Annotated in this window: 22 protein-coding genes, 2 tRNA genes and 1 pseudogene; 9 read left to right on the top strand and 16 right to left on the bottom strand. The window is 68.4% G+C overall.

Annotated elements, in window-relative coordinates:
* Positions 1-35: 35 nt before the first annotated feature.
* Genes CAL24_RS15800 through CAL24_RS15820 form a run of 5 tightly spaced genes read left to right on the top strand, consistent with a single transcriptional unit; the run spans position 36 to position 5,249 of the window.
* Positions 36-869, top strand: a complete 834-nt coding sequence (locus CAL24_RS15800) for a branched-chain amino acid ABC transporter permease (protein WP_028354716.1) — start codon at positions 36-38, stop codon at positions 867-869.
* Positions 862-2,676 carry a branched-chain amino acid ABC transporter ATP-binding protein/permease gene (locus CAL24_RS15805; RefSeq protein ID WP_094807165.1) on the top strand — a complete coding sequence of 605 codons (1,815 nt, stop codon included), beginning with the start codon at positions 862-864 and terminating at the stop codon, positions 2,674-2,676. The genes CAL24_RS15800 and CAL24_RS15805 overlap by 8 nt, the downstream gene beginning before the upstream one ends.
* Complete coding sequence (locus CAL24_RS15810; protein ID WP_249278548.1) at positions 2,673-3,407, top strand: ABC transporter ATP-binding protein; 735 nt, start codon at positions 2,673-2,675, stop codon at positions 3,405-3,407. Before CAL24_RS15805 ends, CAL24_RS15810 begins: the two co-directional genes overlap by 4 nt.
* Before the next feature lie 16 nt (positions 3,408-3,423).
* A complete protein-coding gene (locus tag CAL24_RS15815; RefSeq protein ID WP_028354719.1) occupies positions 3,424-4,614 on the top strand; it encodes a transporter substrate-binding domain-containing protein in 1,191 nt (396 codons plus the stop codon).
* Positions 4,615-4,622: 8 nt separating this feature from the next.
* The gene (locus CAL24_RS15820; protein WP_028354720.1) at positions 4,623-5,249 is read left to right on the top strand and encodes an ANTAR domain-containing response regulator; all 627 of its coding nucleotides are present in this window, start codon (positions 4,623-4,625) and stop codon (positions 5,247-5,249) included.
* Between the two features lie 4 nt (positions 5,250-5,253).
* On the opposite strand, the gene CAL24_RS15825 is transcribed toward CAL24_RS15820, so the two are convergent.
* Entirely contained in the window at positions 5,254-5,871 is a 618-nt protein-coding gene (locus CAL24_RS15825; protein WP_094807167.1) for a LysE family transporter, read from the bottom strand.
* A 66-nt stretch (positions 5,872-5,937) separates the two neighbouring features.
* Here CAL24_RS15825 and CAL24_RS15830 point away from each other — a divergent pair, with 66 nt between their 5' ends.
* Complete coding sequence (locus tag CAL24_RS15830) at positions 5,938-6,861, top strand: LysR family transcriptional regulator (RefSeq protein ID WP_094807168.1); 924 nt, start codon at positions 5,938-5,940, stop codon at positions 6,859-6,861.
* 208 nt (positions 6,862-7,069) lie between these two features.
* On the opposite strand, the gene CAL24_RS15835 is transcribed toward CAL24_RS15830, so the two are convergent.
* Positions 7,070-8,251 carry an MFS transporter gene (locus tag CAL24_RS15835; RefSeq protein ID WP_212591738.1) on the bottom strand — a complete coding sequence of 394 codons (1,182 nt, stop codon included), beginning with the start codon at positions 8,249-8,251 and terminating at the stop codon, positions 7,070-7,072.
* A 141-nt stretch (positions 8,252-8,392) separates the two neighbouring features.
* Here CAL24_RS15835 and CAL24_RS15840 point away from each other — a divergent pair, with 141 nt between their 5' ends.
* Positions 8,393-9,280, top strand: a complete 888-nt coding sequence (locus CAL24_RS15840; RefSeq protein WP_081760428.1) for a LysR family transcriptional regulator — start codon at positions 8,393-8,395, stop codon at positions 9,278-9,280.
* Positions 9,281-9,334: 54 nt separating this feature from the next.
* On the opposite strand, the pseudogene CAL24_RS15845 reads toward CAL24_RS15840, so the two are convergent.
* The 4 genes and pseudogenes from CAL24_RS15845 to CAL24_RS15860 all read right to left on the bottom strand — a co-directional run.
* Positions 9,335-9,607, bottom strand: a pseudogene (locus CAL24_RS15845) (integrase); the annotation flags it as partial.
* 130 nt (positions 9,608-9,737) lie between these two features.
* Positions 9,738-9,814: transfer RNA gene (locus CAL24_RS15850), tRNA-Arg, on the bottom strand.
* A 14-nt stretch (positions 9,815-9,828) separates the two neighbouring features.
* Positions 9,829-11,208 carry an amidohydrolase gene (locus CAL24_RS15855; protein ID WP_432759297.1) on the bottom strand — a complete coding sequence of 460 codons (1,380 nt, stop codon included), beginning with the start codon at positions 11,206-11,208 and terminating at the stop codon, positions 9,829-9,831.
* 194 nt (positions 11,209-11,402) lie between these two features.
* Positions 11,403-12,278 carry a LysR substrate-binding domain-containing protein gene (locus tag CAL24_RS15860; protein ID WP_051439458.1) on the bottom strand — a complete coding sequence of 292 codons (876 nt, stop codon included), beginning with the start codon at positions 12,276-12,278 and terminating at the stop codon, positions 11,403-11,405.
* A 113-nt stretch (positions 12,279-12,391) separates the two neighbouring features.
* Here CAL24_RS15860 and CAL24_RS15865 point away from each other — a divergent pair, with 113 nt between their 5' ends.
* Complete coding sequence (locus CAL24_RS15865; RefSeq protein WP_094807170.1) at positions 12,392-13,063, top strand: O-methyltransferase; 672 nt, start codon at positions 12,392-12,394, stop codon at positions 13,061-13,063.
* Positions 13,064-13,080: 17 nt separating this feature from the next.
* Here the strand turns inward: CAL24_RS15865 and CAL24_RS15870 are convergent, their stop codons facing one another.
* The 4 genes from CAL24_RS15870 to CAL24_RS15885 form a co-directional block, all read right to left on the bottom strand.
* Entirely contained in the window at positions 13,081-13,653 is a 573-nt protein-coding gene (locus CAL24_RS15870) for a GNAT family N-acetyltransferase (RefSeq protein WP_094807171.1), read from the bottom strand.
* 137 nt (positions 13,654-13,790) lie between these two features.
* Entirely contained in the window at positions 13,791-16,037 is a 2,247-nt protein-coding gene (locus tag CAL24_RS15875; RefSeq protein WP_094807299.1) for a phosphocholine-specific phospholipase C, read from the bottom strand.
* 147 nt (positions 16,038-16,184) lie between these two features.
* Positions 16,185-17,270 carry a sensor histidine kinase gene (locus CAL24_RS15880; protein WP_038853614.1) on the bottom strand — a complete coding sequence of 362 codons (1,086 nt, stop codon included), beginning with the start codon at positions 17,268-17,270 and terminating at the stop codon, positions 16,185-16,187.
* Positions 17,271-17,445: 175 nt separating this feature from the next.
* Entirely contained in the window at positions 17,446-18,006 is a 561-nt protein-coding gene (locus CAL24_RS15885; RefSeq protein WP_028354729.1) for a TetR/AcrR family transcriptional regulator, read from the bottom strand.
* Positions 18,007-18,152: 146 nt separating this feature from the next.
* Between CAL24_RS15885 and CAL24_RS15890 the strand changes: the two genes are divergently transcribed.
* Positions 18,153-19,370, top strand: coding sequence for an MFS transporter (locus CAL24_RS15890; protein WP_094807172.1), 1,218 nt, complete (start codon positions 18,153-18,155; stop codon positions 19,368-19,370).
* A gap of 89 nt (positions 19,371-19,459) precedes the next feature.
* On the opposite strand, the gene CAL24_RS15895 is transcribed toward CAL24_RS15890, so the two are convergent.
* From CAL24_RS15895 to cysS, 6 genes are all read right to left on the bottom strand, one after another.
* Positions 19,460-19,552, bottom strand: a tRNA-Ser gene (locus tag CAL24_RS15895).
* Positions 19,553-19,620: 68 nt separating this feature from the next.
* Complete coding sequence (locus tag CAL24_RS15900; protein WP_028354730.1) at positions 19,621-20,886, bottom strand: aspartate kinase; 1,266 nt, start codon at positions 20,884-20,886, stop codon at positions 19,621-19,623.
* Positions 20,887-20,996: 110 nt separating this feature from the next.
* On the bottom strand, positions 20,997-21,983 hold the full coding sequence (gene tilS, locus CAL24_RS15905; protein WP_249278562.1) for a tRNA lysidine(34) synthetase TilS: 987 nt from the start codon (positions 21,981-21,983) through the stop codon (positions 20,997-20,999).
* 133 nt (positions 21,984-22,116) lie between these two features.
* Positions 22,117-23,082 carry an acetyl-CoA carboxylase carboxyltransferase subunit alpha gene (locus tag CAL24_RS15910; protein ID WP_028354732.1) on the bottom strand — a complete coding sequence of 322 codons (966 nt, stop codon included), beginning with the start codon at positions 23,080-23,082 and terminating at the stop codon, positions 22,117-22,119.
* A 32-nt stretch (positions 23,083-23,114) separates the two neighbouring features.
* Positions 23,115-23,759: a DNA-3-methyladenine glycosylase family protein gene (locus CAL24_RS15915; RefSeq protein WP_028354733.1), complete on the bottom strand. Its 645-nt coding sequence runs from the start codon at positions 23,757-23,759 to the stop codon at positions 23,115-23,117.
* Positions 23,760-23,772: 13 nt separating this feature from the next.
* Positions 23,773-25,233, bottom strand: coding sequence for a cysteine--tRNA ligase (cysS, locus tag CAL24_RS15920; RefSeq protein WP_028354734.1), 1,461 nt, complete (start codon positions 25,231-25,233; stop codon positions 23,773-23,775).
* Between the last annotated feature and the right edge of the window lie 146 nt (positions 25,234-25,379).

The raw sequence follows: 25,379 nt of genomic DNA on the forward strand, positions 1-25,379 counted from the left end.
GCCGCCCGCGCGCCGGGCGGCCGCCGGAGAAGACGATGGGCTTGCTACTGGACATCCTGAGTACGGCGGCCATGCTGTTCATCGTGACCGCCGGATTGATGATCATTTTCGGCGTCATGAAGATCGTGAATTTCGCGCATGGCGCGATCATCACGCTGGGCTGCTACGCCAGCCTGGTGGTGACCCAGCTGGGACTCAACCCCTGGCTGGCGCTGCCCGCCGCGCTGGCGGCCGGCACGGCGACCGGCATGGTGGTCGAGCGGCTGATCGTGCAGCCGCTCTACCGGCGGCCGCTGGACGCCATCCTCGCCACCTGGGGCCTGGGCATCGTGATCGGCCAGCTGATCACCATGGCCTTCGGCCGCGAAGTGCAGTTCGTGGACTCGCCGCTGCAGGGCGCGGCCGACATCCTGGGAACGGAGTACTCCGCCTATCGCCTGTTCCTCATCCCGGCGGCGCTGCTGCTCTATGCCGTGCTGAGCGCGCTGCTGAACCGCACCCGCTTCGGCGTGCGCACGCGCGCCGTCATCATGAACGAGAACCTGGCGCGCGGCCTGGGAATCCGCGCCGAGCGCATCCGCTTCGTCACCTTCGGCCTGGGCGCGGGACTTGGCGCGCTGGCCGGCGCGCTCATTACGCCGCTCTCCAGCGTCGACCCCAACATGGGCCTGCCATGGCTGGTCAGCGCGTTCATGCTGGTCATGGTGGCCGGCCATTCGATCGGCGCGCTGCTGCTGACCTGCGTGCTCTATGGCGCGTGCCAGGTGCTGGTCAGCGTCTACGTCAGCCCGATTCTGGGCGGCGTCACCATCGCGGTGCTGGCGGCCCTGACGCTGCGCCTGCGTCCCCAAGGATTCGCCCATGACTGAGACTCTGCTTGCCCGACGGGCGGCCGCGGCGCCCTCCGATACCGCGCGCCGCGGCCGCCACGGCCGCGACCTGGCCTGGCTGGCGGCGCTGTGCCTGGCGCTGACCGTGGCGGGCCCGTGGCTGTTCGACACCTATCTGCTGAACGTGCTGATCAAGGCGCTGTTCTTCGCCATCGCGGCGGTCACGGTGGATGTACTCTGGGGCTACACCGGCTACCTGACCTTCGGCCAGTCGGCATTCTTCGGCGTGGGCGCCTACGCGGCCGGGCTGGCATTCACACACTTCGGCTTTTCTCCCGCAGTGGCGGCGCTGGCGGTGCTGGCCGCGGCGGGCGGCGCGGCGCTGCTGGCGCTCGCGGCGGGCTGGCTATCGTTCTATCGCGGCGCCTCGCCGTTCTTCGCCACCGTCATCTCGCTGGTGCTGCCGATCGTGCTGACGCAGGTCGCGCTGGCCGGCGGCACCTACACCGGGTCGTCCTCCGGACTGACCGGCTTCGAGACTTTCGACCTGTCGCTCGAGGCCTGGTACATGGTGGCCGCGGCGTCGCTGTCCGCCGTGACCTTGCTGGCCTGGACTGTCACGCGCAGCGACGCCGGCCGCATCCTGGCCGCGCTGCGCGACAACGAGACGCGCTGCGGCTATCTGGGCCTGCATACCGCGCACTGGCGCATCGCCCTGCTGGTGGTGTGCGCCGTCGTGGCCGGCCTGGCGGGCTTCGGCTATGGCGCCTTCAGCGGCGTGGTGGCGCCGGAGCTGGGCGGCTTCGTCTTCGGCACCGAGCTGATCATCTGGGTCGCGCTGGGCGGGCGCGGCACCATCTGGGGCCCGGTCCTGGGAGCCGTATTGATCAACGTGGCCGCCTCGTATCTGAGCGGCTACATGCCTTTCGTATGGCAGTTGCTGCTGGGCGTGACGTTCATCGTGGTCATCCTGCTGCTGCCGCGCGGGCTGCTGCCGCTGGTGACCGCGCGGCGCCGCGCCACGACGCCGCCCGCGCCGCGCTTGGTCGCCCGCCCGGGCGCCGGCACGCGGGCGCCCGGCCAGCCGGCGCTGCGGCTGGCGGGCGTGGCCAAGCGCTTCGGCAGCCTGCAGGTGCTGCAGGGCATCGATCTGCAGGCCGACGATGGCGAGCTGCTCGGCCTGATCGGCCCCAACGGCGCCGGCAAGACCACGCTGATGCGCTGCATCGCCGACGGCGCCGAGCGCTCGGCCGGCGAGGTGGCGCTATGCGGCCGGGCAATACACCGGCAAGGGCCGGCGCATTGCGTGCGCGCCGGGCTGGGACGCAAGTTCCAGAATGCCAACATCTTCGACAGCATGACCGTGGCCGAGAGCCTGCGCATCGCCACGGCGCTGCGCGAACGTCCTTCGTGGCTGAGCCGCGCGCCGGAACTGGCGTTGCCGCCCTACGCGCTGGAAGTGCTGCGCATGACCGAACTGGACCAATGCCTGGAGCGGTCCGTGCGCGACCTCTCTCACGGCCAGCAACAGGCCCTGGAACTGGCCATGGTGCTGGCGCTGGAGCCGCGCGTGGTGCTGCTGGACGAACCCACCGCCGGGCTGAGCAAGACCGAGCGCGCCCGCATCGGCGCAGTGCTGTCGTCGCTGGCGCATACTTATGGCCTGTGCTGCCTGCTGGTCGAGCACGACCTCGACTTCGTCGCCGAGGTGGCCACCCGCATCGTGGTGCTGCACCAGGGGCGCATCGTCATGGACGGCAGTTTCCGCGACGTGACCGAATCCGAGCTGGTGCGCACCATCTACGCGGGCAGCGCGCAGGCCGTGACCGGGGAGACGCGGCCATGAGCGCGACGATGGGGCCGGCGGCGCAGGCGGCGCCCGCCCTGGCCATGGAAGAAGTGTCCAGCGGCTACCAGTCCGCCCTGGTGCTGCGCGAGGTGTCGCTGGCCGTCGCGCCGGGCGCCTGCGTGGCGCTGCTGGGCAAGAACGGCATGGGCAAGTCCACTTTGCTCAAGACGGTCATGGGCTACCTGCCCAAGGCGCGCGGCCGGGTGCGGCTGGGCGGCACGGACGCCACCCGCATGCGGCCGCAGGATATCGCCCGGCGCGGCGTGGCCTACGCGGCGCAGGAACAGGCGCTGTTTCCCGACCTCAATATTCGCGACAACCTGCGCCTGGGCCTGCCGTCCGACCGCCTGTTCGACGCACGCTTCGCCGAAATCGCCGACTTGTTCCCGGTGTTCGCCAGCCGGCTGCGCCAGCATGCCGGCACGCTGTCGGGCGGCGAGCAGAAAATGCTGCTGGTGGCGCGCGCGCTGATGCAACGGCCGGCCCTGCTGCTGCTCGACGAGATCACCGAGGGCCTGCAGCCGTCGGTGATCGAGCGGCTGGCCCGCGCGCTGGCCTGGGAGCGCCGGCAGCGCGGCACCAGCATGTTCATCGTCGAGCAGAATGTGGCGTTCGCCCTGGAGGTGGCCGACCGCTACCTGATCCTCAAGCACGGCGCGATCGTGGACCAGGGCGAGACTGGCGCGGCGGCCGCGGCGAGCCATATCATTGACCACCTGAAGGTATGAAGCAGGATCCGACGCCATGACGCAGACTCCCGCCGGCGACGCCGCGGCCCCCTCACCCGCCACCCCGCCGGCCGCCTCGCAGGGCCAGGCCGGCTGGCGCATCGGCGTGCTGTACTCGCGCAGCGGCGTGACGGCCACCACCGAGTCCCAGCATTTCTTCGGCACGGTGCTGGCGGTGGAAGAAATCAATGCCCTGGGCGGCGTGCTGGGGCGGCCGCTGGAGCCGGTCGTGTACGACCCGCGCAGCGACAGCGAAGAATACCGCCGGCTGGCCGCGCGGCTGCTGCTGGACGACGAGGTCGGCGTGATCTTCGGCGGCTGCACCTCGCATTGCCGCAAGGCCATGCTGCCCGTGGTGGAGCGCAGCAATTCGCTGCTGTGGTACGCCTCCGTCTACGAGGGTTTCGAGTATTCGCCCAACGTCATCTACACGGGCGCCGCGCCCAACCAGGGCAGCATGCAGCTGGCGGCCTACCTGATCCAGCACTGCGGCTCGCGCATCTTCCTGGTGGGCGCCGACTACATCTACCCGCGCGAAACCAACCGCATCATGCGCGAGACGGTCGAGCAGCGCGGCGGCGAGATCCTGGACGAGACCTACCTGCGCCTGGGCTGCGACCAGGCCGAGATCGCCGACGTGGTGGACGACATCCGGCGCATCCAGCCGGACGTGGTGTTCTCCACCCTGATCGGCTCGGACGCCGAACGCTTTTACCGCTGCTATCACGAAGCCGGGCTCTCGGCGGAACGCATTCCCATCGCCAGCCTCACCCTGACCGAGGCCGAGGTGGCCCAGATCGGCCCGGCGCTGTGCGCCGGCCACATCACGGCGGCCACCTATTTCAATTCCGTCGACACGCCCGCCAATGCGCCGTTCCTGGAGCGCTGGCGCGCGCGCTTCGGGGCGCGGCCCGCCAGCGTGTATTCCGAGGCGTCCTACAGCCAGATGCACTTGTTCGCACGCGCGTTGCAGCGCGTGGGCGGCATGGACACGCGCAGGCTGGTGCAGGCCGTGCACCAAGTGGCGTTCGACGCGCCCGGCGGCCGGCTGGCGGTGCTGTCCGAGAACAACCATTGCGTGCTCACGCCGCGCATCGGCATCTGCCGGGATGACGGCGCCTTCGACGTAGTCTGGCAAAGCCCCGAGGCGGTCAGGCCGGACCCGTACCTGACGGCGCTGGGGCTGGACGCGCTCTGGCTGGGCTGAGGGCAGTCATGGACCATAGCCTCCGCCGCCTCTACGAAGACTTGCGCAGCGTGGCCGTGGCGGTGGTCTACCCGCCCGGCGAAGACCGCGACCTGCTGGTCGAGCAGCTCAAGCGCATCGGCTGCCGCATCCACCTGCACTGGCCATTCCCCGAGCGCCCGCCGGGCGGCGCCGACGTCATCTTTTTCCAGGCGTCGCAATGCGGCCAGAACATCGCCGCCTGGTCCGCCAGCGAAGTCGAGGCCGCCTTGATCGCGCTGTCGGAATACGAGACTCCCACCACGCTGAAACAACTGCTGAAGATCAACGCCCACGGCGTGCTGACCGGGCCGTTCCGTTCGGCCGGCATTCTCAGCACGCTGGTGCTGGCGCGCTCGGCCAAGCTGTACCAGAACCGCCTGCAGAACAAGATCGACAAGCTCGAAGGCACCATCAAGTCGCGCCGCGTGATCGAGAAGGCGATCCGGGCCCTGATGGACAACCAGCGCGTGGACGAGCGCGAAGCCTACGAGCACATGCGCTCGCGCGCCACCCGGCTGCGGGTCAGCGTGGCCGAAGTGGCCGCGATGATCGTCGAGGCGAGCGAGGCGATGGAAAAGCTGGGCCTGGGCGCCGTGCACGGGCGGAAGCAATGAGCGGTCAGCGCGATCCGCGCGCCACCGCCAGCAAGACGCCGAGGCCGACCAACAGCCCGCCGAAGGCGCGGTCGATCCAGTGGCGCACGGCCAACAGCCGGTCGCGCACGGCGCCGGCCGAGAAGCACAAGGCCACCAGGGCGAACCAGGCCATGTGCGCCACCGAGATGAACGCGCCATAGCCGATCTGCACCGCCAGCGGCGTGTCGGGACGCACCACCTGCATGAACAGGCTGACGATGAATACCGTGGTCTTCGGGTTCAGCGCATTGGTCAGGAAGCCGGTACGCAAGGCCGCCATGTCCGACAGTGGCGCCACGGCACTGTCGGCCAGCGCGCCTGCGGGCTTGGCCCGCAGCATCTTCACGCCGAGATAAACCAGATAGGCGGCACCAACCAGCTTGATGGCGTTGAACAGCCAGAGCGATTGCTGGATCAGCAGGCCCACGCCGACCAGCGTGTAGGTGACATGCACCAGCACGCCCAGGCCGATGCCCAGGGCCGTCAGCACACCCGCGCGGCGCGACAGCATCAGGCTGTTGCGCGTGACCATCGCGAAGTCCGGCCCAGGGCTGATGACGGCCAGCAAGGTGATGGTGATGACAGCTATCAGTTCGGTCATGGCGTATCCTGTCGGGAAGCAGCGTATCAAGGCGATGCTACCGACAATATTTGCCAATGAATAACGATGATTTCTGACAAGAATGGTGATCCTGACTCACCATCGAGCGATGCGCGCCTGCCTTCGCTGCTGGCGCTGCGCTGCTTCGAGGCCGCCGCCCGGCTGGAGAATTTCAGTCGCGCGGCGAGCGAACTGCACCTGACCCACGGCGCCGTCAGCCGCGCCGTGCGCCTGCTCGAAGACGAGCTGGGCGTGGCGTTGTTCGAGCGGCGCAGCCGGCGTGTGTTCCTGACCGATGCTGGCCGCACGCTGGCGCGGGCCGTGGGCAATGGCATGGATCTGATGCGCCAGGCCGTCGCCGAGCTGCGCGCCAGCGCCCGCCAGGGGCGGCGCTGGGTGCTGTCGTGCGAGCCGACGCTGTTGATGCGCTGGCTGATCCCGCGCTGGCCGGACTTCCAGGCCCGGCATCCGGGGATCGACGTCCATCTGGTGGCGGGCGGTGGACCGTTCTCCTTCGCCAGCGGCATCGACCTCGCGATCCGCCGGGACGACTTCCCCTGGCCCATGGGCTACCACGTCGAGCCCTTGTTCGCGGAAAAGGTCGGCCCGGTCTGCCGCCCCGACAAGGCGGCAACCTGGTTCAGCACGAAGAAGGCCGACGCCGCGCTCAAGCCCGGCGCACCGCACCTGCACACGCGCACGCGGCCGGGTGCGTGGCAGGAATGGGCGACGGCCGCAGGCCAGCCCGCGCCGGACGCGCCGGGGCAGAGCTTCGAGCATTTCTATTTCAGCTTGCAGGCCGCCGTGGCCGGCCTGGGTGTGGCGATCGGCCCGTGGCATCTGGTGCGCGACGACCTGGACAGCGGCGTGCTGGCCGCGCCACTGGGGTTCGTCGAGGACGGCTCGCGCTACTGCCTGTTGTCGCCGCAGCCCTTGCAACCCGATAGCCCGCAGGCCGATTTGCTGGCGTGGTTGCGGGCATTGGCATAGTCGGCATCGGGCGCAGCAAAAAGGGGCCGAAGCCCCTTTGGCCAGATCAAGCTGCGTTCGGCGAAGGACAGCCGGCCAGCTTGGCAGGCAGGTACTCCTTGACCGCTGCCGGTGAAGTGAACGAAAAGCTGGTCAAGTACTCGGCAACGTGGCTGACGGCCATCACAGCGAACAGCGTGATTGAACACATCAGCCTAAAACTCCAGCGTCAGTTCCGATTTGTCAGCGCTCTATTCATGGCAAACACCGTCCCCAGCAGCGAGATGGCAAGAGTGCCGATGACGACCCAGGCAAACGATGCGACGCCAGTGCGCTCAAGCAGAAGCCCTCCAACTACGCCGCCACCGGCAACAGCCGTATTCCATCCCGTCGTATATGCGGACTGCGCAACATCAACCGAGTCACCCGCGAAACGAGACAATGCCGTCTGGGTAATCGTGGCGAATCCGCCGAAGGAAAATCCCCAAGCCATGATGGATAGATAAACCATCTGCGGGCTATCGCCCCAAAGGCCGAGCAACAGAGAAGCGAAGGCGAAGACAGTAATGCTTGCCACGGCAAGCCGTTGCAACTGGCGATCGACCCGCGCACCGACACACCAGAGGCCAACGATCGACCCCGCCCCAAATACAAACAGCACGATATCTACCTTGCTGGACAAGCCCGAGGGTGCCAGGAAAGGCTCGATGTAGATGTAGAGAATGTTGTGGGCGACGACAAAGGTAAAGACCACCAACAACACGGAACGTATGCCGGTTTTCAGGAAAACACTGGAGAGTGCCTGGCGCTTTTCCTTCACCTGACCAGGAAAATCTGGAACGATTGCAACGATCCAGGCCATAAGCAGTAGGGCCAGTGCTGTCATCAATCCAAAGGCGCCTTGCCAACCGATGAGCCGGCCTAACCAAGTGCCGAGTGGAACACCGAGCACCAATGCGATGGTCGCGCCAGCGCCAGAAATTGCGATTGCTCGACCGCTGAGGTGAGCCGGTGACATGCGCACAGCGTAGCCAGCCAGCAAAGACCAGACGATGCCGCCAAAGACACCCGCGAAAAACCGCGCCATGAGGGAAACGCCATAACTTTCGGACAGCGCAGTGACAAGATTGACAACTGCGAACCCGAGGATCGCGATCAGAAGCAGTGGACGCCTACGCACGCCTTGCGTCAGCGTCGTGACGGGGATCGCGGCGACCAATGCGCCCACTGCATAGGCACTGATGAACTGTCCGGCAAGACTTTCTGAGACGTTCAGCCCCTGAGCGATGGAGGACAGGAGCCCCGCCGGCATGATCTCGGTAAGCAAGGTGATGAAGGCCGCCATCGCCAATGCCAGCAAGGCGCCTAACGGCAGTCTTTCCGCATTTCCAAGCGCGGTACTCGTTGTCATTTAAAGCCCTTCCTTCTCTATTTCTGCGCAACCGATTGCCACGCCAGAGTGCTCCCCAACAGTGTCGTGCAACGTGGATAAATGAAAAATAGGCTACAGTTCACAATACTTGTGACTTATATGTCATTAATTGGAGGGTGCATGGAAAACTTGGGTGCGCTGAATGTGTTTGTTCGCGCAGGTGAAGCGCTCAGCTTCACCGCCGCAGGCCGGCAACTCGGAATTTCAGCATCGGCCGTCAGCAAGGCGATCGTGCGACTGGAAGAACGTCTGGGTGTGAGGTTGTTCCATCGTTCCACCCGCACCATCAACCTGACCCCGGAAGGCGCGATATTCCTGGAGCGCTGCCGCCGTATCCTTTGCGAAGTGGAGTCGGCAGAAGCAGAACTTCTACAGACTCAAAGCGCTCCGAAAGGAAAGCTGCGCATTAGCCTGCCGTCGGTCGGTACGCTTTTTATGCCGAAGCTCGCTACGTTCAAGCGGCTCTACCCAGACATTGAGCTGGACTTCGACTATTCAGATCGCTTGGTAGACGTCATTGAAGAGGGCTTCGACGCGGTGATTCGCACCGGTGAGCCTAGTGATTCCCGATTGATGTCGCGGCGTCTTGGCTCCTGCCGCAGAGTGATCGTCGGCGCACCGAGCTATTTCAGTCAGGCCGGTGTTCCGCACGAGCCTGCCGATCTGACCAGTCACGCCTGCTTGCTGTATCGCTTCCCAAGCACGGGAAAATTGGACACGTGGCCTGTCACACGCACTACTGATATGCCGGCGATTGAATTGCCGATCAGCATGGTGACCAACACACTCGATCCTCAGGTATGTTTTGCCGAGCAGGGGTTGGGCATCGCTTGCCTTCCAGAGATTGCAGTGCGACAGCAATTGCAAGACGGCAAGCTAATTACCGTGCTCGACGAGTACAACCACGAAAGCATGGTCTTCCATGTGCTGTGGCCTTCAAGCCGTCACCTCTCTCCGAAAATCAGAGCATTTGTGGACTTCATTGCTGAGAACTTGTTTCCTTTCTGACTGGGCTTGCCAATCGGTGCTGGGCACAACGTCCTGGATGATCTGATTGGTGCCGTCCGGGCGCTTCACGTCCTGCACCTTCATCCGGCCCAGGATCGGGATGATGCAGCGGTCGATGACGCCCTGATAGCCGCGCTGCGTGCCGGGCTTGTTACGCTGCTTGGAGTAGTCCTCCATGAAGGTGTGGCAATATTCCTTCATGGTCTGTGCCTTGCTGGCGGTGATCTTGCACAGGAAGCCGGGCAGCACGGTGTCCCGCAGTTCGAAGGCCTGCGCCTGGGGCTTGGCGGCATCGACGGCGGACTTGGTGAGTTTGATTCTTGCCATGATGACTCCTCGGATAAACCTGCTATAGCGGGCTGGGGCGTAGCCCAGCGAAATGCCGGGCTGGAGTCATCGCCGAACAAAAAAAGGGCTTGCCGCATCAGCGGCAAGCCCTTGGCTTTCCAGCATATTCTGGCGCGCCCGGCAGGATTCGAACCCACGACCCCTTGGTTCGTAGCCAAGTACTCTATCCAACTGAGCTACGGGCGCTGTAAAGACAGAAACTATAGCACCTTTTCCTGGCCTTCAGCAAATCGCAACGCCATGCCCGCCTGGCGCCCCGCCATCGCCATGTAGTCCACCGCCAGGTTCGACAGTGCCCGCACGCCGTTCACCAGGCCGGATTCGTCCACGTAGAAGCGCGGCGAATGGTTGGGCGCGGCCTGCTGCGGGTCGGTACCCTTGGGCGTGACGCCCAGGTAGAAGAACAGGCCCGGCACTTTCTCCTGGTAGAACGAGAAATCTTCCGAGGCGGTGGCCTTGGGCTGCAGGCCGTAGTTGCCCTCGCCCGCCACGCGCCGCAGCGTCGGCGCCATCTGCTCGGTCAAGGCCGGCGGGTTGACGGTCGCGTTGTACAGCTCGACGATCTTGACGTCGGCCCGGGCGCCGGCGCTTTGCGCGATCGACGTCGCGGTGCGCTCCAGCCGCTGGTGGATGTCCTTCTTCATGCCTTCGTCGTAGGTGCGGATGGTGCCGGTCATGTGCACCTTCTCCGGCACGATGTTCATGCGGTTGCCGCCGTTGAACACGCCTACCGTCACCACGGCCGGCTCCAGCATGCTGTTGATCTGGCGGCTGGGGATGGTCTGGATGCCCATCACGATCTGCGACCCCACCACGATCGGGTCGATGCCCGACCAGGGGCGCGCGCCGTGGGTCTGCTTGCCGGTGACGTCGATCCAGAACTGGTCCGCGGCGGCCATGGCGGGGCCGCTGCGCCAGGCCAGCCAGCCGGCGGGATAACTGCTCGACACGTGCAGCCCGAAAATCGCGTCCACCTTCGGATTGTCCAGCACCCCTTCCTGCACCATCATCTTGGCGCCCCAGGTCTTGACGCCGTCGGGCTCGAAGTCGGCCGGGCTCTCCTCGGCCGGCTGGAAGATGAATTTCACGCTGCCGGGCAGTTGCTCCTTCATGCCGGCCAGCACTTCGGCGGTCGCCATCAGGATGGCCGTATGGGTGTCGTGCCCGCAGGCGTGCATGACATCGACCTCCTTGCCCAGGTAGCTGCCCTTGGCCTTGGAGGCAAACGGCACATCCACCGCTTCCTTGACCGGCAAGGCGTCCATGTCGGCCCGCAGGGCCACCACCGGGCCCGGCTTGCCGCCGCGCAGCACCGCCACCACGCCGGTGCGGGCCACGCCGGTCTGCACCTCCATGCCGAGCGCGCGCAGGTGGTCGGCGACCAGCTTGGCGGTGCGGGTTTCCTGGTTGCCCAGCTCCGGATGCTGGTGGATGTCGCGGCGCCAGGCGATCAGCTTGTCCTCGATCTTGCGCGCCGCCTCGTCGATCTGCGCCGCCAATTGCGGCATGGGCGCGGCCGGGGCGGCCTGGGCGGGGCCGGCGGCCGGCGGCTGCGCCGCGGCGGGCGCGCCCAGTGCCATTTGCACGGCGAGCGCGGCCGCGGTCAGAGAGATAGCGCCCGGCAACCGGGCAACGCGGTAATGCGGGAATTTCATGCATGTCTCCATCGGATGAGTCTGGCCCTGTCCGGCTGAGCCGACGGCTCGACGCGCATGAGAGCCGGCCAGGCCATGCATGATGGTACGCCGCTCCGCGCCGCCACGGCGCGACCGCCTCAGGCCGTCGCGTCGGCGCCGCTGCCCAGCGCCTCGCGCAGCCAGCCGATGAAGGCGCGCACCTGCGCATCGGCGTCCCGCCCGGCGCCCGGCAGGGCCATCAGGCCGCCGGGAAACTGCACGAAGCCGTGCGGCGCCACCAGGGTCCCGTCGTCCAGCTCCTTGCGCACCAGGCGCTGCTCGACCAGCGCCACGCCGAGGCCGGCGGCGGCGGCCTCGATGCACAGGTGGGTATGCGGGAAGGTGATCTCGGGCCCCAGCTCCAGGTCGATGCCGGACAAAGCCTGCCATTGCGTCCAGGCGCTGGTGGTGAAGTCATGGGCGATGCGCGCCGGCGTCGCGCCGGCGCGCGGATAGCCGGGGGCCGCGACCGGGCCGAAGGCGACCGGCGCCAGCGCGATCGCCGCCGCGCGGTCGGCTTGCGGATAAGTGGCCAGGTCCCAGGCGATCAGCAAGTCGGCGCCTTCGCCGCGCAGCTCGCGCGCCGAGGTCATGGACAGGCGGATCCGGATGTCGGGCCGCTTGCGGTAGAAATCGCCCAGGTGCGGCACCAGCCAGCGCATGGCGAAGGTGGCGCTGCATGCGACGTGCAGGCCCGGATGGCGGGCGCGCCGCACAATGCCCGCGTAGCCGGCCTCCAGCCGGTCGAACAGCGGCTGCACCAGCGCATATAGCGCCGCGCCATGCTCGTTGAGCCGCAAGCCGTTGCCCTGCTTGTCGAACAGGGCGATGCCGGCGTGCTCCTGCAGCAACTGCAACTGCCGGCTGACCGCGCCGTGGGTGCGGTGCAGTTCTTGCGCCGCCGCGGTCACCGACCCGGTGCGGGCGATGGCCTCGAAGACCTTCAACGCGGACAGCGGCGGGAGCGAGCGCATGTGAACCCATTGTGAAAAAAACTGACGCAGCCGCCAGATTAACTCGATATCCGGAAACGCGGCGGCTGCGTACCATCGATGCCATCACAAACTCTGCTTTGATCAGGCACGCCATGGACCAGAACCAGTGGAACAACGTAGACGACTACTTCGAGACCGCCCTGCACCTGAGCGATCCGGTGCTGGAACAGGCGCTGGCGCGCGCCCGCGCGGCCGGCCTGCCGCCTCACGAAGTGGCGCCCAACCAGGGCCGGCTGCTGCAGATTTTTGCACAGATGGCGCGGGCCCGGCGGATCCTGGAGATCGGTACGCTGGGCGGCTACAGCACCATCTGGCTGGCGCGCGCCCTGCCGCCCGGCGGACAACTCGTCACGCTGGAACGCGACCCCGTGCGCGCGCGCATCGCGCGCGCCAACGTGGCCAGCGCCGGCCTGGCGGCCTGCGTCGACGTGATCGAGGACGATGCGCGCGATGCCTTGCGGCGCATGGTGGCCGAGCATGCGCCGCCCTTCGACCTGATCTTCCTGGATGCCGACAAGGCCGACAACCCGGCCTACCTGGCGGCGGCGCTGGCCCTGGCGCGCGACGGCACGGTCATTGTCGGCGACAACATCATCCGCGGCGGACGCATCGCCGACCCGGCCGCCGCGGACCAGCCGGACGTGCGCGGCGCGCGGCGCTTCCTGGAAGAACTGGGCCGCGACCTGCGACTGACCGCCACGGCCATCCAGACCGTCGGCGGCAAAGGCTGGGACGGCTTCGCGCTGGCGCTGGTGTCGCGCTGAACGGCGGCCCGCCTGCGCTAGGCAGCGCCTCCCGCGGACGAACCCCGGCCGGCGGCAATGAGCGACGCCATCGGCTTGCTCATGATCACGCTGCGGTAGTTCGCATGCTGCCAGGTGACGTGCTCGATGAACCGGTAGCCGCGCCGGGCATACCACTGCACCAGGTGGGTGGCGGGCTCGGCGGTATCGAGCGCGATCTCGGCCGCGCCGGTCTGCGCCGCGCGCCGCTCGACCAGGTCCATCAGGCGCGTGCCCAGGCCGACCGCTTGCCATGCCGGGTCGACGCCGAACTGCGCCAGCATGGCGATGTCCGGCCGGTCCAGCCATGCCGAGCCGGCCGCCCGTTCCTTCGGCTTGAAAACAATGGTGCCCACCAATGCGCCCGCGTGCACGGCCACATAGCATTCGCCCTGGGCGATGCGCTGGCGCGTCACGGCTTCGGACTGATAGGTCGCCTTGTACCGCAGCCCCATGTCCGCCAGCCGCGCGTAAGCCCGGTGCAGCAAGCCGGTCAGTTCGGCCACCGAATCGTGTTCCGCGACCGGCCGCAACTCGACGTCGGCCGGGTTGCGCTGCGCGCGCGTGGTCATGTGCTGCGTCTCCCGGGATACGGCGGCGCGCGGGCTGCACTGCCCGCGCCGGGCCTGGACCCGCTGCCGCCATGAAAGGCGGCAGCCCGCTCATGCTGGAGCGGCAAGCATAACGCAGCCGGCGGGCCGCGCGCCCGTCAGGCCTGGCCGGCCGGCAAGCCCATGGCCGGATCGCTCACCGAGTGCCTGCCGGTTTCGACCCGGCCGGCGAAGCGGCGATAGTAGGCGGGGTCGCTGTCGCAGGTCACGGCGAAGTCGTACCATTGGCCGCTGTCCTGCAGCGACCAATGCAGGCGGGCCTGCGCGCCGGGCTCCACGCGCGCCGGCCACGGGCCGTCGGTCCGGTAGGCCTGCGCCGCGACGGTGAACGTGCACGGCTGCTTGCCGCCGTTCATCAGCTCGACGTAGACGTCGCCGTTGGCAATGTCATAGCACACCCGGACCTCCGGCTGCGCCTGCGCATCGGCGATGCGCCCGGTATCGCCCTGGAAATGGCGATGGTAGCCGTTCGGCCCCAGCACCCAGAGATCGTAGCGGCCCTGGTTGTCCTGGAACGCATTCCAGACGTCGGCCAGCTGCTTGCCGGGCTGCACCATGTAGCGGCGCGGCAGGCGGTCCAGCTTGAGCCGGTCGTAGACATGGAAAACCGCGGCCTGCGCGCCGGTGTTGGCGAACACCAGCTCCACCTGGCCGTCGGCGCCGCACCGCGCGCTGGTATGCAGCTCGTACGGCAGCGCGCGCGACGGGCGCGTGCCGCTGGCCTGCAGCGGCAGTTGCATGTCGGCGGGCAGCGGCACGGCAGGCAGCACCTCCTGCGCGTCGCGCAGCCCGTCGGCCGCGTCGCGCGTGGTGCGGCCGGCCAGCGTGGGCAGCGCCTCGGTGTTAGGCGTGGCGAAGTTGAAGGCGCTGGTCAGGTCGCCGCAGACCGCGCGGCGGAACGGGCTGATGTGCGGCTCCTGCACGCCGAACCGCGCTTCCAGGAAGCGCAATACCGAGGTGTGATCGAACACCTCCGAATTGACCCAGCCGCCGCGGCTCCAGGGCGAGATCACGTACATCGGCACGCGCGGGCCGGGACCGTACACGCGGCCATCGGCGGCCGGCTGGCTGGTGCTGCCCGCGGGCGCCGGCTGGGTGAAGTACTCCACCCGCAGCTCCTCGTCGGACAGCGTCGTCTTGCCGGCGGGCGTGCCGTCCGGATTCAGCGACGGCGCCGAGGGCGACGGCACATGGTCGAAATAGCCGTCGTTCTCGTCGAAGTTGACCAGCAGCACAGTCTTGCTCCAGACCTCGGGCACGGCGGTCAGGGCATCCAGCACCTCCTGGAGGAACCAGGCGCCCTGCACCGGGCTGGACGGGCCGGGATGCTCGCAATAGATCGACGGCGCGTTCATCCACGCGACCTGCGGCAGCCGTCCTTCGCGGATGTCGCGCCGGAACGCGTCCAGGTACTGGTCCGGCCGCGTGCCGGGCAGCGTGTTGGCCACGCCCTTGTACAGCGGATTGCCGGCGTTGTCGGTGGCCGGGTCGTAGGCATGGTAAGGGAGCGGCTGCCCGGTATCGGCGTAGGGCGAATTGGGCGCGCCGCCGCTCGAGACCGGGTAGCCGGACGCGATGTTGGCGCGGCGAAACTGCCGGAACGCGCCCAGCATATTGTCGCCCCACTCGTCCGGCATGTTCTGGTAGCAGATCCAGCTCACCCCGGCCTCTTCCAGGCGTTCGGCATAAGTCTTCCAGGTATAGCCGGTATTCACCGATTCCGGCCGGCCGTCGATCCAGTCCCATTCGTTGTTCACGAAGGCCACGCCCTGCGCGGTCGGGCCGTTGGTGCCGGTCAGGTGGAAGGCGCGGTTGGCGTCCGTGCCGGTGTGCATGGAACAGTGGTACGCGTCGCACAGCGTGAAGGCATTGGCCAGCGCGAACTGGAACGGGATCTCCTGCTCCTTGAAGTACCCCATCGAGGTATCGGTCTTGTGCGCCGCCCAGCGCGCCATGCGGCCGCCGTCCCAGGCGTCCTGACTGTCGCCCCAGGAATGCGGCGTGCCGTCGGCGCGCTGCGCATTGTTGGCGGTGCCGTCCAGGTGATAGGGCGTCAATATGCCGCCGTTGGCGCGCTGCTGCTGCCACACGCTGCGGCCGTTCGGCAGCGGGATCGTGAAGCGGTCGCCGAAGCCGCGCACGCCCTTGAGCGTGCCGAAGTAATGATTGAAGGAGCGGTTCTCCTGCATCAGGATCACCACGTGCTCCACGTCCTTGATGGTGCCGGTGGCGTTATTGGCGGGAATGGCCAGGGCGCGGCGGATGCTGGGTGGAAACGCGGCCAGCGCGGCGGCGGCGAAGCCGGAGCCGGCCGCCGTCTGCAGGAATCTGCGGCGAGTCGTCATGTCGTGCGGCATGTCCCAAAGAGAAAGCGGCCATGCCTTGCTTCGGCGGCCGCGACGCAGCGAGTCTATAAAGACGAGGTGACATGGGCGTGACTGGGCTTGCCCGCGCTGGACAACGCCGTGCGCCGGCCGGGTACCGGCCGGCGATTACAGCGCCAGCGGCTCGCCGCGCAGCCGGATCTCGGCGACCGTCCGGTCGCCGCGCTGGCTCAGGGAAAACGCGTGCCGCTCGGGATAACGCAGCGCCAGGCGGCGGCACAGATTGCCCAGCCCGCCGCCGCCTTGCGCCAGGTCGTAGGGGGCCTGCAGTTCGCCCGGGTTGTCCACTTCGACGATCAGCTCGTCGCCGTGGCGGCGCGTGCGGATGCTGATCATGAAACTGCCCTGGTCGGCCCGCATGCCGTGCTTGATGGCGTTTTCCACCAGGCCCTGCAGCGTCATGTGCGGCATGTTCATGTCCAGCGTGGCCGGATCGATCTCGCACTGGTACTGGAACTGCGTGTCAAAGCGCAGCGCCTGGATGCGCATGTAGGTCTCGGCCGCCTCGATCTCCTCTTCCAGCGTGCACATGCCGAGCCCGCGCCGGTCCAGCGAATAGCGCAGGTAGTTCGCCAGGCGGCGCGTCATTTCCTCGGCCACGGCCGGGCGCTCGGCGATTTCCGCCATGATGGTGTTGAGCGCGTTGAACAGGAAATGCGGCTCGATCTGCTGCTGCAAGTGCTCGAGCTCCAGCCGCAGCGCGCGGGTCTCGGCCCGCATCTTGGACATGCGCTCGGTGCGCGCCGCCAGTTCGGCGCCGACGCCGAAATAGACCAGCGTCCAGATCGACAAGATGCCCATGTAATACAGGAAGCCGAGCCGGTACTGGTTGCCCGGCAGTATCCGGATCGATTCGGACGGAAACAGCTGGTGGATGCCGTAGGCAATGGACGCCAGCAGCGCCGACGCCGCCACGCACAACAGCACCGCGCAGGCGATCACCAGGATGGGCGCGGTGTGGCGGGCCGGACGGCGCCCATGGAACACGGCGGCGGCGCTGGTCAGCGCGAAAGCCAGCGGCTCCAGGCCCAGCGTCAGCCAGAATGCCGCCGAGGCATTGCCGAACACCGCCAGCCGGATGCCGAAGCCGATGATCGCCAGGAAAACCCAGCCCACCACCTGGGCACGCCAGAAACCCTGGGACGAATCGTCGCGGCCAAGCTCCTGACTGATGGGCGAGAAGATCGTGAACATGTCGCGGCCAATAGAAAATGAGGCGCGGCGCATGGGCCGCCAATGGACGGTACGCTACGCCAATTGCGGCGGCCATGCCGGAGTTTTTCGACGAACACGCCCGTATCTTCGACGAAACCGCTATTTGGCACCGGCGCGGCGCCCGGCAGGCCCGGCCGCGCGCCGCCGGGACGATCTAGCCGGGCTTGCCGGCCGCCTCGTCGAACAGCCGCGCCAGCATGTCCGGGCGCGGCGCCTCGCTGGAAAACAGCAGGCAGTACATCATCGGCGCGACCACGCGCTCGATGATGCGGTCCGCCGCCAGCGGCGCCTCGCCCCGCGCCACGGCGCGGGCGCGGATGGCCTCGATCTGCTGGCAGGTGAACGCCGCGCACTTGCCGGCATTCTCGTGGCCCGGGGTGCCCAGCACATCGCCCAGCATGGCGCGGCCCGGGGTCGACGACATTTCCTCGAAATACTGCTCCAGCCAGGCCAGCAGGTCGCCGCGGAACGAGCCGGTATCGCGCGGCGGCTCGTCCGGCCGCATCTGCTCGACCGCCACATCGGACAGCAACTGCGCCAGGTCGCCCCAGCGGCGGTAGATGGTCGAGGGGGTCACGCCGGCGCGCGCCGCCACGGCCGGCACCGTGAGCTCGTCGCGGCCCAGCTCCTGCTGCAGTTCCCGCACCGCCCGGTGCACCGCCGCCTGCACGCGGGCGCTGCGGCCGCCGGGGCGTAGTCCTGGGGTGTTGGTCATGTCCTGTTCCTGTTGCCGCCATGGTAGCCGTCCCACGGAATAAGCTTCCAGCCTGGCGGTATTAACGCAAATTATTTGCTTTAACGCATAAAGCGGCGTAGCATCGTTAAAGCTCAATATTTGCTTTTATTGTACGAGATTCCCGCATGACCACCCTCGACCCCGCCCTGGCGCCGCCGGCACGTTGCGCCGCGCCGCGCCGCGGCGCCCTCGCCATCCATACCGCGATCCTGGTCGCCTTCCTGGCCGCCTCCAGCACGCCCACGCCCTTGTACCGGCTGTACCAGCAGGCGTGGGGCTTCAGCTCCACCACGCTGACCATCATCTTCGCCGCCTATGCGCTGGCGCTGCTGTGCACGCTGCTGCTGGCCGGCTCGCTGTCGGACTACATCGGCCGGCGGCCGGTGATCGCCCTGGCGCTGCTGCTGGAAATGGCGGCCATGACCGTTTTCCTGTTGGCGGGCGGCCCGGCCTGGCTGATCGCCGCGCGCGTCGTCCAGGGCATCGCCACCGGCCTGGCCGCGGCGGCGGTGGGCGCCGCGCTGCTCGACCTGAACCGCGAGCGCGGCCCCCTGATCAACAGCATCGCGCCCATGATCGGCATGGCCATCGGCGCGCTGGGCAGCACCGGGGTGCTGGTCCACGCCGCCACGCCGCTGCGCACCAGCTACCTCATCCTGCTGGCCGTGTTCGCGGCGGCGCTGGCCGCCCTGCGGCTGACGCCCGAGACCGCCGCCCGGCGGCCCGGCGCCTGGGCCAGCCTGAAACCCAGCATGCACGTGCCGCGCCAGGCGCGCGCCGCGTTCTGGTCAGTCACGCCGGTCAACGTATCGGTGTGGATGCTGGGCGGGCTTTATCTTTCGCAGATGCCTTCGCTGATCGCCCAGACCACGCACTCCACCTCGCCGTGGCTGGGCGGCCTGGCGGTGGCGGCGCTGACGCTCAGCGGCGCGGTGGCGGTGCTGGCCGCGCAGCGCGCGGCGGCCTTCTCGACCCTGGTGGGCGGCGCCGCCGCGCTCACGCTCGGGCTGCTGCTGATCCTGGCCGGCGCGAACACCGGGTCGGGCATGTGGCTGCTGGGCGGCTCCCTGGTGGCGGGCGCGGGTTTCGGCACGGCGTTCCTGGGCGCGGTGCGCACGGTGCTGCCGCTGGCCGGCCCGTCGCAGCGCGCCAGCCTGATGGCGACCTTCTATGTGGAGAGCTACCTGGCCCACAGCGTGCCGGCGATCGCCGCGGGCTATTTCGCGCAGCGCCACGGCCTGCTGGCCACCGCCAATTTCTATGGCGTCACCGTGGCGCTACTGGCGCTGGCCGCCATCGCGCTGGCCCTGGCGCGCAGCCGCGGGCAACGGCAAACGGCCTGAGGACGCACGCCGCGCGCCCAACAAAAAACCCCGCAGGCGCTTGCGCTACGGGGTTCTTGTCGGCCGCGGGGATGCCCGCGGGGCCTACTTGGCGGAGACGGTGGGATTCGAACCCACGATGCAGTTTTTGGCCACATACTCCCTTAGCAGGGGAGCCCCTTCAGCCTCTCGGGCACGTCTCCGCAGAACTTGCGATTCTAGCATGATTTTCCCGGCCTGCGCTCACCGCGCCGGCCGGGAAAGGCTGGCGTCAGGCCTTCTCGCCAGGCGCCTGGTCCAGGCCGAACGCCTTGTGCAGGGCGCGCACGGCCAGTTCCATGTACTTGTCGTCGATGATCACCGAGGTCTTGATCTCGCTGGTGCTGATCATCTGGATGTTGATGCCTTCCTGCGACAGGGTCTGGAACATCAGGCTGGCCACGCCCACGTGCGAACGCATGCCGATGCCGACGATCGAGACCTTGGCGACCTTGTCGTCGGTGACCAGCTCGCGCGCCTGCACGGCCGGCACGACCTCGCGCTTGAGCAGCTCGATGGTGCGCTGGAATTCGTTGCGGTTGACCGTGAAGGAGAAGTCGGTGGTGCCGGCCACGGACTGGTTCTGCACGATCATGTCGACGTCGATATTGGCGGCGGCGACCGGGCCCAGGATCGACGAGGCGATGCCGGGTTTGTCGGGCACGGCCAGCAAGGTGATCTTGGCTTCGTCGCGGCTGAAGGCGATGCCGGAGACAACGGCGGCTTCCATTTTTTCGTCTTCCTCAAAAGTGATCAGCGTGCCCGAAGTCATTTCTTCTTCGAGCGGAATGAGCGGGTCGGTCAGCGACGACAGCACGCGCACGGGAACCCGGTACTTGCCGGCGAACTCGACCGAGCGGATCTGCAGCACCTTGGAGCCCAGCGAGGCCATTTCGAGCATTTCCTCGAACGACACCACCGCCATGCGGCGCGCCTCGGGCACCACCCGCGGGTCGGTGGTGTAGACGCCGTCGACGTCGGTGTAGATCAGGCATTCGTGGGCGCCCAGCGCGGCCGCCACGGCCACCGCGGAGGTATCCGAGCCGCCGCGGCCCAGCGTGGTGATGTGGCCGTCCGGGTCGATGCCCTGGAAGCCCGTGACGATGACCACGCGGCCGGCGTCCAGGTCGGCGCGGATGCGGGTGTCGTCGATGGACGAGATGCGCGCCTTGGTGAAGGCGGAGTCGGTGCGCACCGGCACCTGCCAGCCCGCGTAGCTGCGCGCGGCCACGCCCTCGGCTTGCAGCGCCACGGCCAGCAGGCCGCTGCTGGCCTGCTCGCCGGTGGCGGCGATCATGTCGAGCTCGCGCGGATCGGGCTGGGGGAAAATTTCGCGGGCCAGGCCCAGCAGGCGATTGGTTTCGCCCGCCATGGCCGAAGGCACCACCACGACCTGGTGGCCGGCGGCGTGCCACTTGGCGACGCGGCGCGCCACGTTGCGGATGCGCTCGACCGAGCCCATCGAAGTACCGCCATATTTGTGAACGATCAGGGACATCTCGTGCTCTGGCTGGAAACCCGCCTGCGGGGCGGGCAAAGCTCAGTATTGTAACGCGTGGTGAAACTTTGCGCAGGCGGGGCGGCCTCGCAGCGCCCGGCGCAGCCACATCACGCCGGGTCGCGCGGCTCCAGCCACACCCTGCCCCGCTCGCAGCGCACCACGTGGCGGGCGTGGACCACGCGCATCTGGCGGTCGTGGCCCAGGCTGTGCAGTTGCCGCAGCTGGCGCAGCAGGTCCGCCAGGCGGGCTTCGGTGGGCATGGCGGCGCCCTGGCTGCGCAGCCAGTGGCGCAGCACGTGTGCCTGCCGGGCCGGCGGCAGCGCCCGCCAGGGGGCCAGCGCAAAACTGCGCAGGTCGGCGGACGGCTCCAGCGCGGCCAGGTCGGCGCGCGCCACCTCGTCCAGGATGCTGGCGGCTTCGCTCATGTGGCGCGCATGGCTGGCCAGCCGCGCGCGCCAGCCCGGCCAGCGCGCGTCGAGCACGGGCGCCAGCAATTCACGCACGGCGGCGCGCGTGTAGCGCGGATCGGCGTTGGTGGGGTCCTGCACCGGCCGCCAGTCGTGCCGGGCGGCGAATGCCGCGGCGGCGGCCAGGATGGCGGCGCGCTCCTGGGCCAGCCAGGGACGCAGGTAGACGATGCCGTCGCGCGGCATGCGCGGGGCCATGGCGGCCATGCCTTCCAGCCCCGTGCCGCGCAGCAGGCGCAGCAGCACGGTCTCGGCCTGGTCGCCCTGGTGGTGGGCCAGCAGGATGCAGCCGACGCCATGCCGGGCGGCCAGCTCCACCAGCGCGGCGTAGCGGGCGTCGCGGGCGGCGGCCTCGATGCCCAGGCCGCTGGCGGTCTCGACCCGCGCCTGCGCGGTATGCACGGGCACGCCCAGGATGCGGCCCAGCGCCTGCACGTGGTCGGCCCAGCCGTCGGCGGCGGCCTGCAGGCCGTGGTGCACATGGAACAGCAGCAGTTCGATGCCGAGCTCGCGCGCCAGAGGCGCGGCGTGGGCGGCCAGCATGGCCGAATCGGCGCCCCCGCTGACCGCCACCGCCGCGCGGGCGCCGGCGTCCCCGGCCAGGGCGGCGCGCAAGGCGGCGGACAGTCCGGCCGCGGGAAACCCGCCGGATGGCGGAGCGCCCGCCGCGACGGCGGAGGACGGCGGCGGTTCGGCGCGGGTCATGGCGGACGCAAGGGACGCGGCGCCGCGGAGCCGGGCGCGCGGCCCGGCCGCCGCGTCAGGCGCGCACTTCCTGGAACTTGCCGTAGGACAGCAGGCGCTGCATGCGCTGCTCGATGAGCTGGTCCGGGGTCATGCCGCGGAACTGGCGCAGCGCGTCGCCCAGGGCGCGGCGCAGCAGGCGCGCCATGACGCGCGGGTCGCGGTGCGCGCCGCCGACCGGCTCGTTGACGACGCGGTCGATCAGGCCCAGGTCTTTCAGGCGCGGCGCGGTGATGGCCAGCGCCTCGGCCGCGTCGGCGGCCTTGTCGGCGCTGCGCCAGAGGATCGATGCGCAGCCTTCGGGCGAGATCACCGAGTACGTGGCGTACTGCAGCATCAGCACGGCATTGCCGACGGCGATGGCCAGCGCCCCGCCCGAGCCGCCCTCGCCGATGATGGTGGAGATGATGGGTACCTTGAGCTCGGCCATGGCGTAGAGGTTGTGGCCGATGGCTTCCGACTGGCCGCGTTCCTCGGCGCCGACGCCGGGATAGGCGCCCGGGGTGTCGACGAAGGTGAAGACCGGCAGGTTGAATTTCTCGGCCAGGCGCATCAGGCGCAGGGCCTTGCGGTAGCCTTCGGGACGCGGCATGCCGAAGTTGCGCGCGGCGCGCTCCTTGGTGTCGCGCCCCTTCTGGTGGCCGATGACCATGCACGACGCGCCGTTGAAGCGCGCCAGGCCGCCCACGATGGACTGGTCGTCGGCGTACATGCGGTCGCCGTGCAGCTCGTGGAAGTCGGTGAACATCTCGCGCACGTAGTCGAGCGTGTAGGGCCGCTGCGGGTGGCGCGCCACCAGGGCGGTCTGCCAGGGGGTGAGCTTGCCGTAGATTTCCTTGGCCAGGGTCTGGCTCTTCTGCTGCAGGCGGCTGATCTCGTCGGAGATGTCCACCGCAGAGTCGGCCTGTACATAGCGCAGCTGCTCGATCTTGTTTTCAAGCTCGGCGAGCGGTTGTTCGAATTCCAGGAATGTATTGCGCATGAAGGTTGGTTCCGTTGTTGGGCACCCGGCGATCAGTTCAGAACCGGCTTGGATTCCAGACTGCGCCACAAATACCAGGTCGCCACGGTACGCCAGGGCTGCCATGCCGACGAGACCTCGCGGGCCTCGAAGCGCGAGACAGGCTCTCCGCTGAAGTAGTGTAACGAGATTGCCTTGAGCAACCCCAGGTCGTCCAGCGGCAGGACGTCCGGCCGCTGCAGATTGAATATCAGGAACATCTCGGCCGTCCAGCGGCCGATGCCGCGGATGGCCAGCAATTCGGACACGACGCTCTCGTCGTCCATGACCGCCCATTTTTCCGGGCGTACGCGGCGTTCGCCGAAATGCAGGGCCAGGTCCTGCACGTACTCGGCCTTGCGCTGCGACAGGCCCGCCTGGCGCAGCGCGGCGGTGCCGGCCTCGAGCACGGCCGCGGGCGTGGGCCGCCGGCCGACCGTCTCGGTGAAGCGCAGCCACAGCGCGTCGGCGGCCTTGGCGGAGATCTGCTGGCCGACGATGGCCTGCGCCAGGGTGACGAACGGCGTGCCGCGCGAGGTGAGCCAGGCTTCGGCATGCTGGGGGATGAGCTTCTTGAGGATGCGGTCGCGCCGCATCAGGTGGGCGACGGCTTCTTCCCAATAGTGGGGCTTGGCGACGGCGGAGTCGACGGCGGGCATGGTCGCGGCTTCCTCAGGCGCGGCGCCATTGCGTCTGGCCGCCCGGCTTGTCGTCGAGCTCGATGCCGGCCTCGCGCAACCGGGCGCGGATGCGGTCGGCCTCGGCGTAGTCGCGCGCCTGCTTGGCGGCCGCGCGCGCGGCGATGAGGGCTTCGATCTGGGCGGTGTCGAGCGCGGGCGCCGCCGCGCCGGCCTGCGCCAGTCCGGCCGCCGAATAGCGGGTGGCGCACTGGAAATAGCGGGCCGGGTCCTGCTGCAACAGCCCCAGCACCCCGCCCAGCGCCTTGAGCTGGCCGGCGCTGCGCGCGCTGCGGGTACGGTTGGCCTCGGAGGCCAGTTCGAACAGCGCGGCCACCGCGCCCGAGGTGTTGAAGTCGTCGTCCATGGCGGCCTTGAAGGCCTGGGCCTGGGGTTCGGTCCAGTCGACCGCGCCGCCGTCGGCGGGAACGTTCTGCAGCGCCTGGTAGAGGCGGTCGAGCGCGTTCTGTGCGTCGACCAGGTTGTCGGGCGTGTAGTTCTGCGGGCTGCGGTAGTGGTTGCGCACGATGAAGAAGCGCAGCATCTCGGCTTCGCGCGGATTGACCGTGTATTCGGCCTGGCCGTCGGGCGCTTCGCCCTGCGCGATGGTCTGGCGGATGGTGCGGAAATTGCCCAGCGACTTGGACATCTTGTCGGCGTCGACCATCAGCGGGCCGCAGTGCATCCAGATGTTGGCCAGCGTGCCGCCGAACGCGCCCTCGGTCTGGGCGATCTCGTTTTCGTGGTGCGGGAATTTCAGGTCGGGGCCGCCGCCGTGGATATCCAGCGGCAGGCCCAGCAGCGTGCGGCTCATGGCCGAGCACTCGATGTGCCAGCCCGGCCGGCCCAGGCCGTAGGGGGATTCCCACTTGGTGTCGGCGGGCTCGTCGGGCTTGGCGGCCTTCCAGAGCACGAAATCGAGCGGGTCGCGCTTGCCCGAGCCGACCGCGACGCGTTCGCCGGCCCGCAGGTCGTCGAGCGCCTTGCCCGACAGCTTGCCGTAGCCGGCGAACCCGCGCACCGCGTAGTTGACGTCGCCGTCCTCGGCCCGGTAGGCCAGGCCGTTCTGTTCGAGGCGGCCGATGATGTCGAGCATGTCGCCCACGTACTGCGTGGCGCGCGGCTCGCGGTCGGGCGGCTGCACCCCCAGCGCGCGTTCGTCGGCGTGCATGGCGGCGATGTAGTATTCGGTGACCTCGCCGATGCGGCGGTTGGTCTCGACCGCGCGGCGGATGATCTTGTCGTCGATGTCGGTGATGTTGCGCACGTAGTCGACCGCCAGGCCGCTGGCGCGCAGCCAGCGCTGCACCACGTCGAACGCCACCAGCATGCGGGCATGGCCCAGGTGGCAGTAGTCGTAGACGGTCATGCCGCACACGTACATGCGCACCTGGCCGGGCCGGGCCGGCTCGAAGGGTTCTTTGGTACGCGACAACGTGTTGTAGATGTGCAGCATGGCGCTATGGCTGGCCTTGAGATGTTCCGTGAGAAAGTGCCGCAGGGCGGCCCGCGTGCCGACCCGGCGGCCGCTTCGGCGCCCGGCCCGGTCGGACGCCGCGGCCATGGAACGCAACACATGGGCCGCGGCGGCGGGGTTGCATC

This window comes from Bordetella genomosp. 2 (genome assembly GCF_002261345.1).
In the GTDB taxonomy this organism is placed as follows: Bacteria; Pseudomonadota; Gammaproteobacteria; order Burkholderiales; family Burkholderiaceae_B; genus Bordetella_A.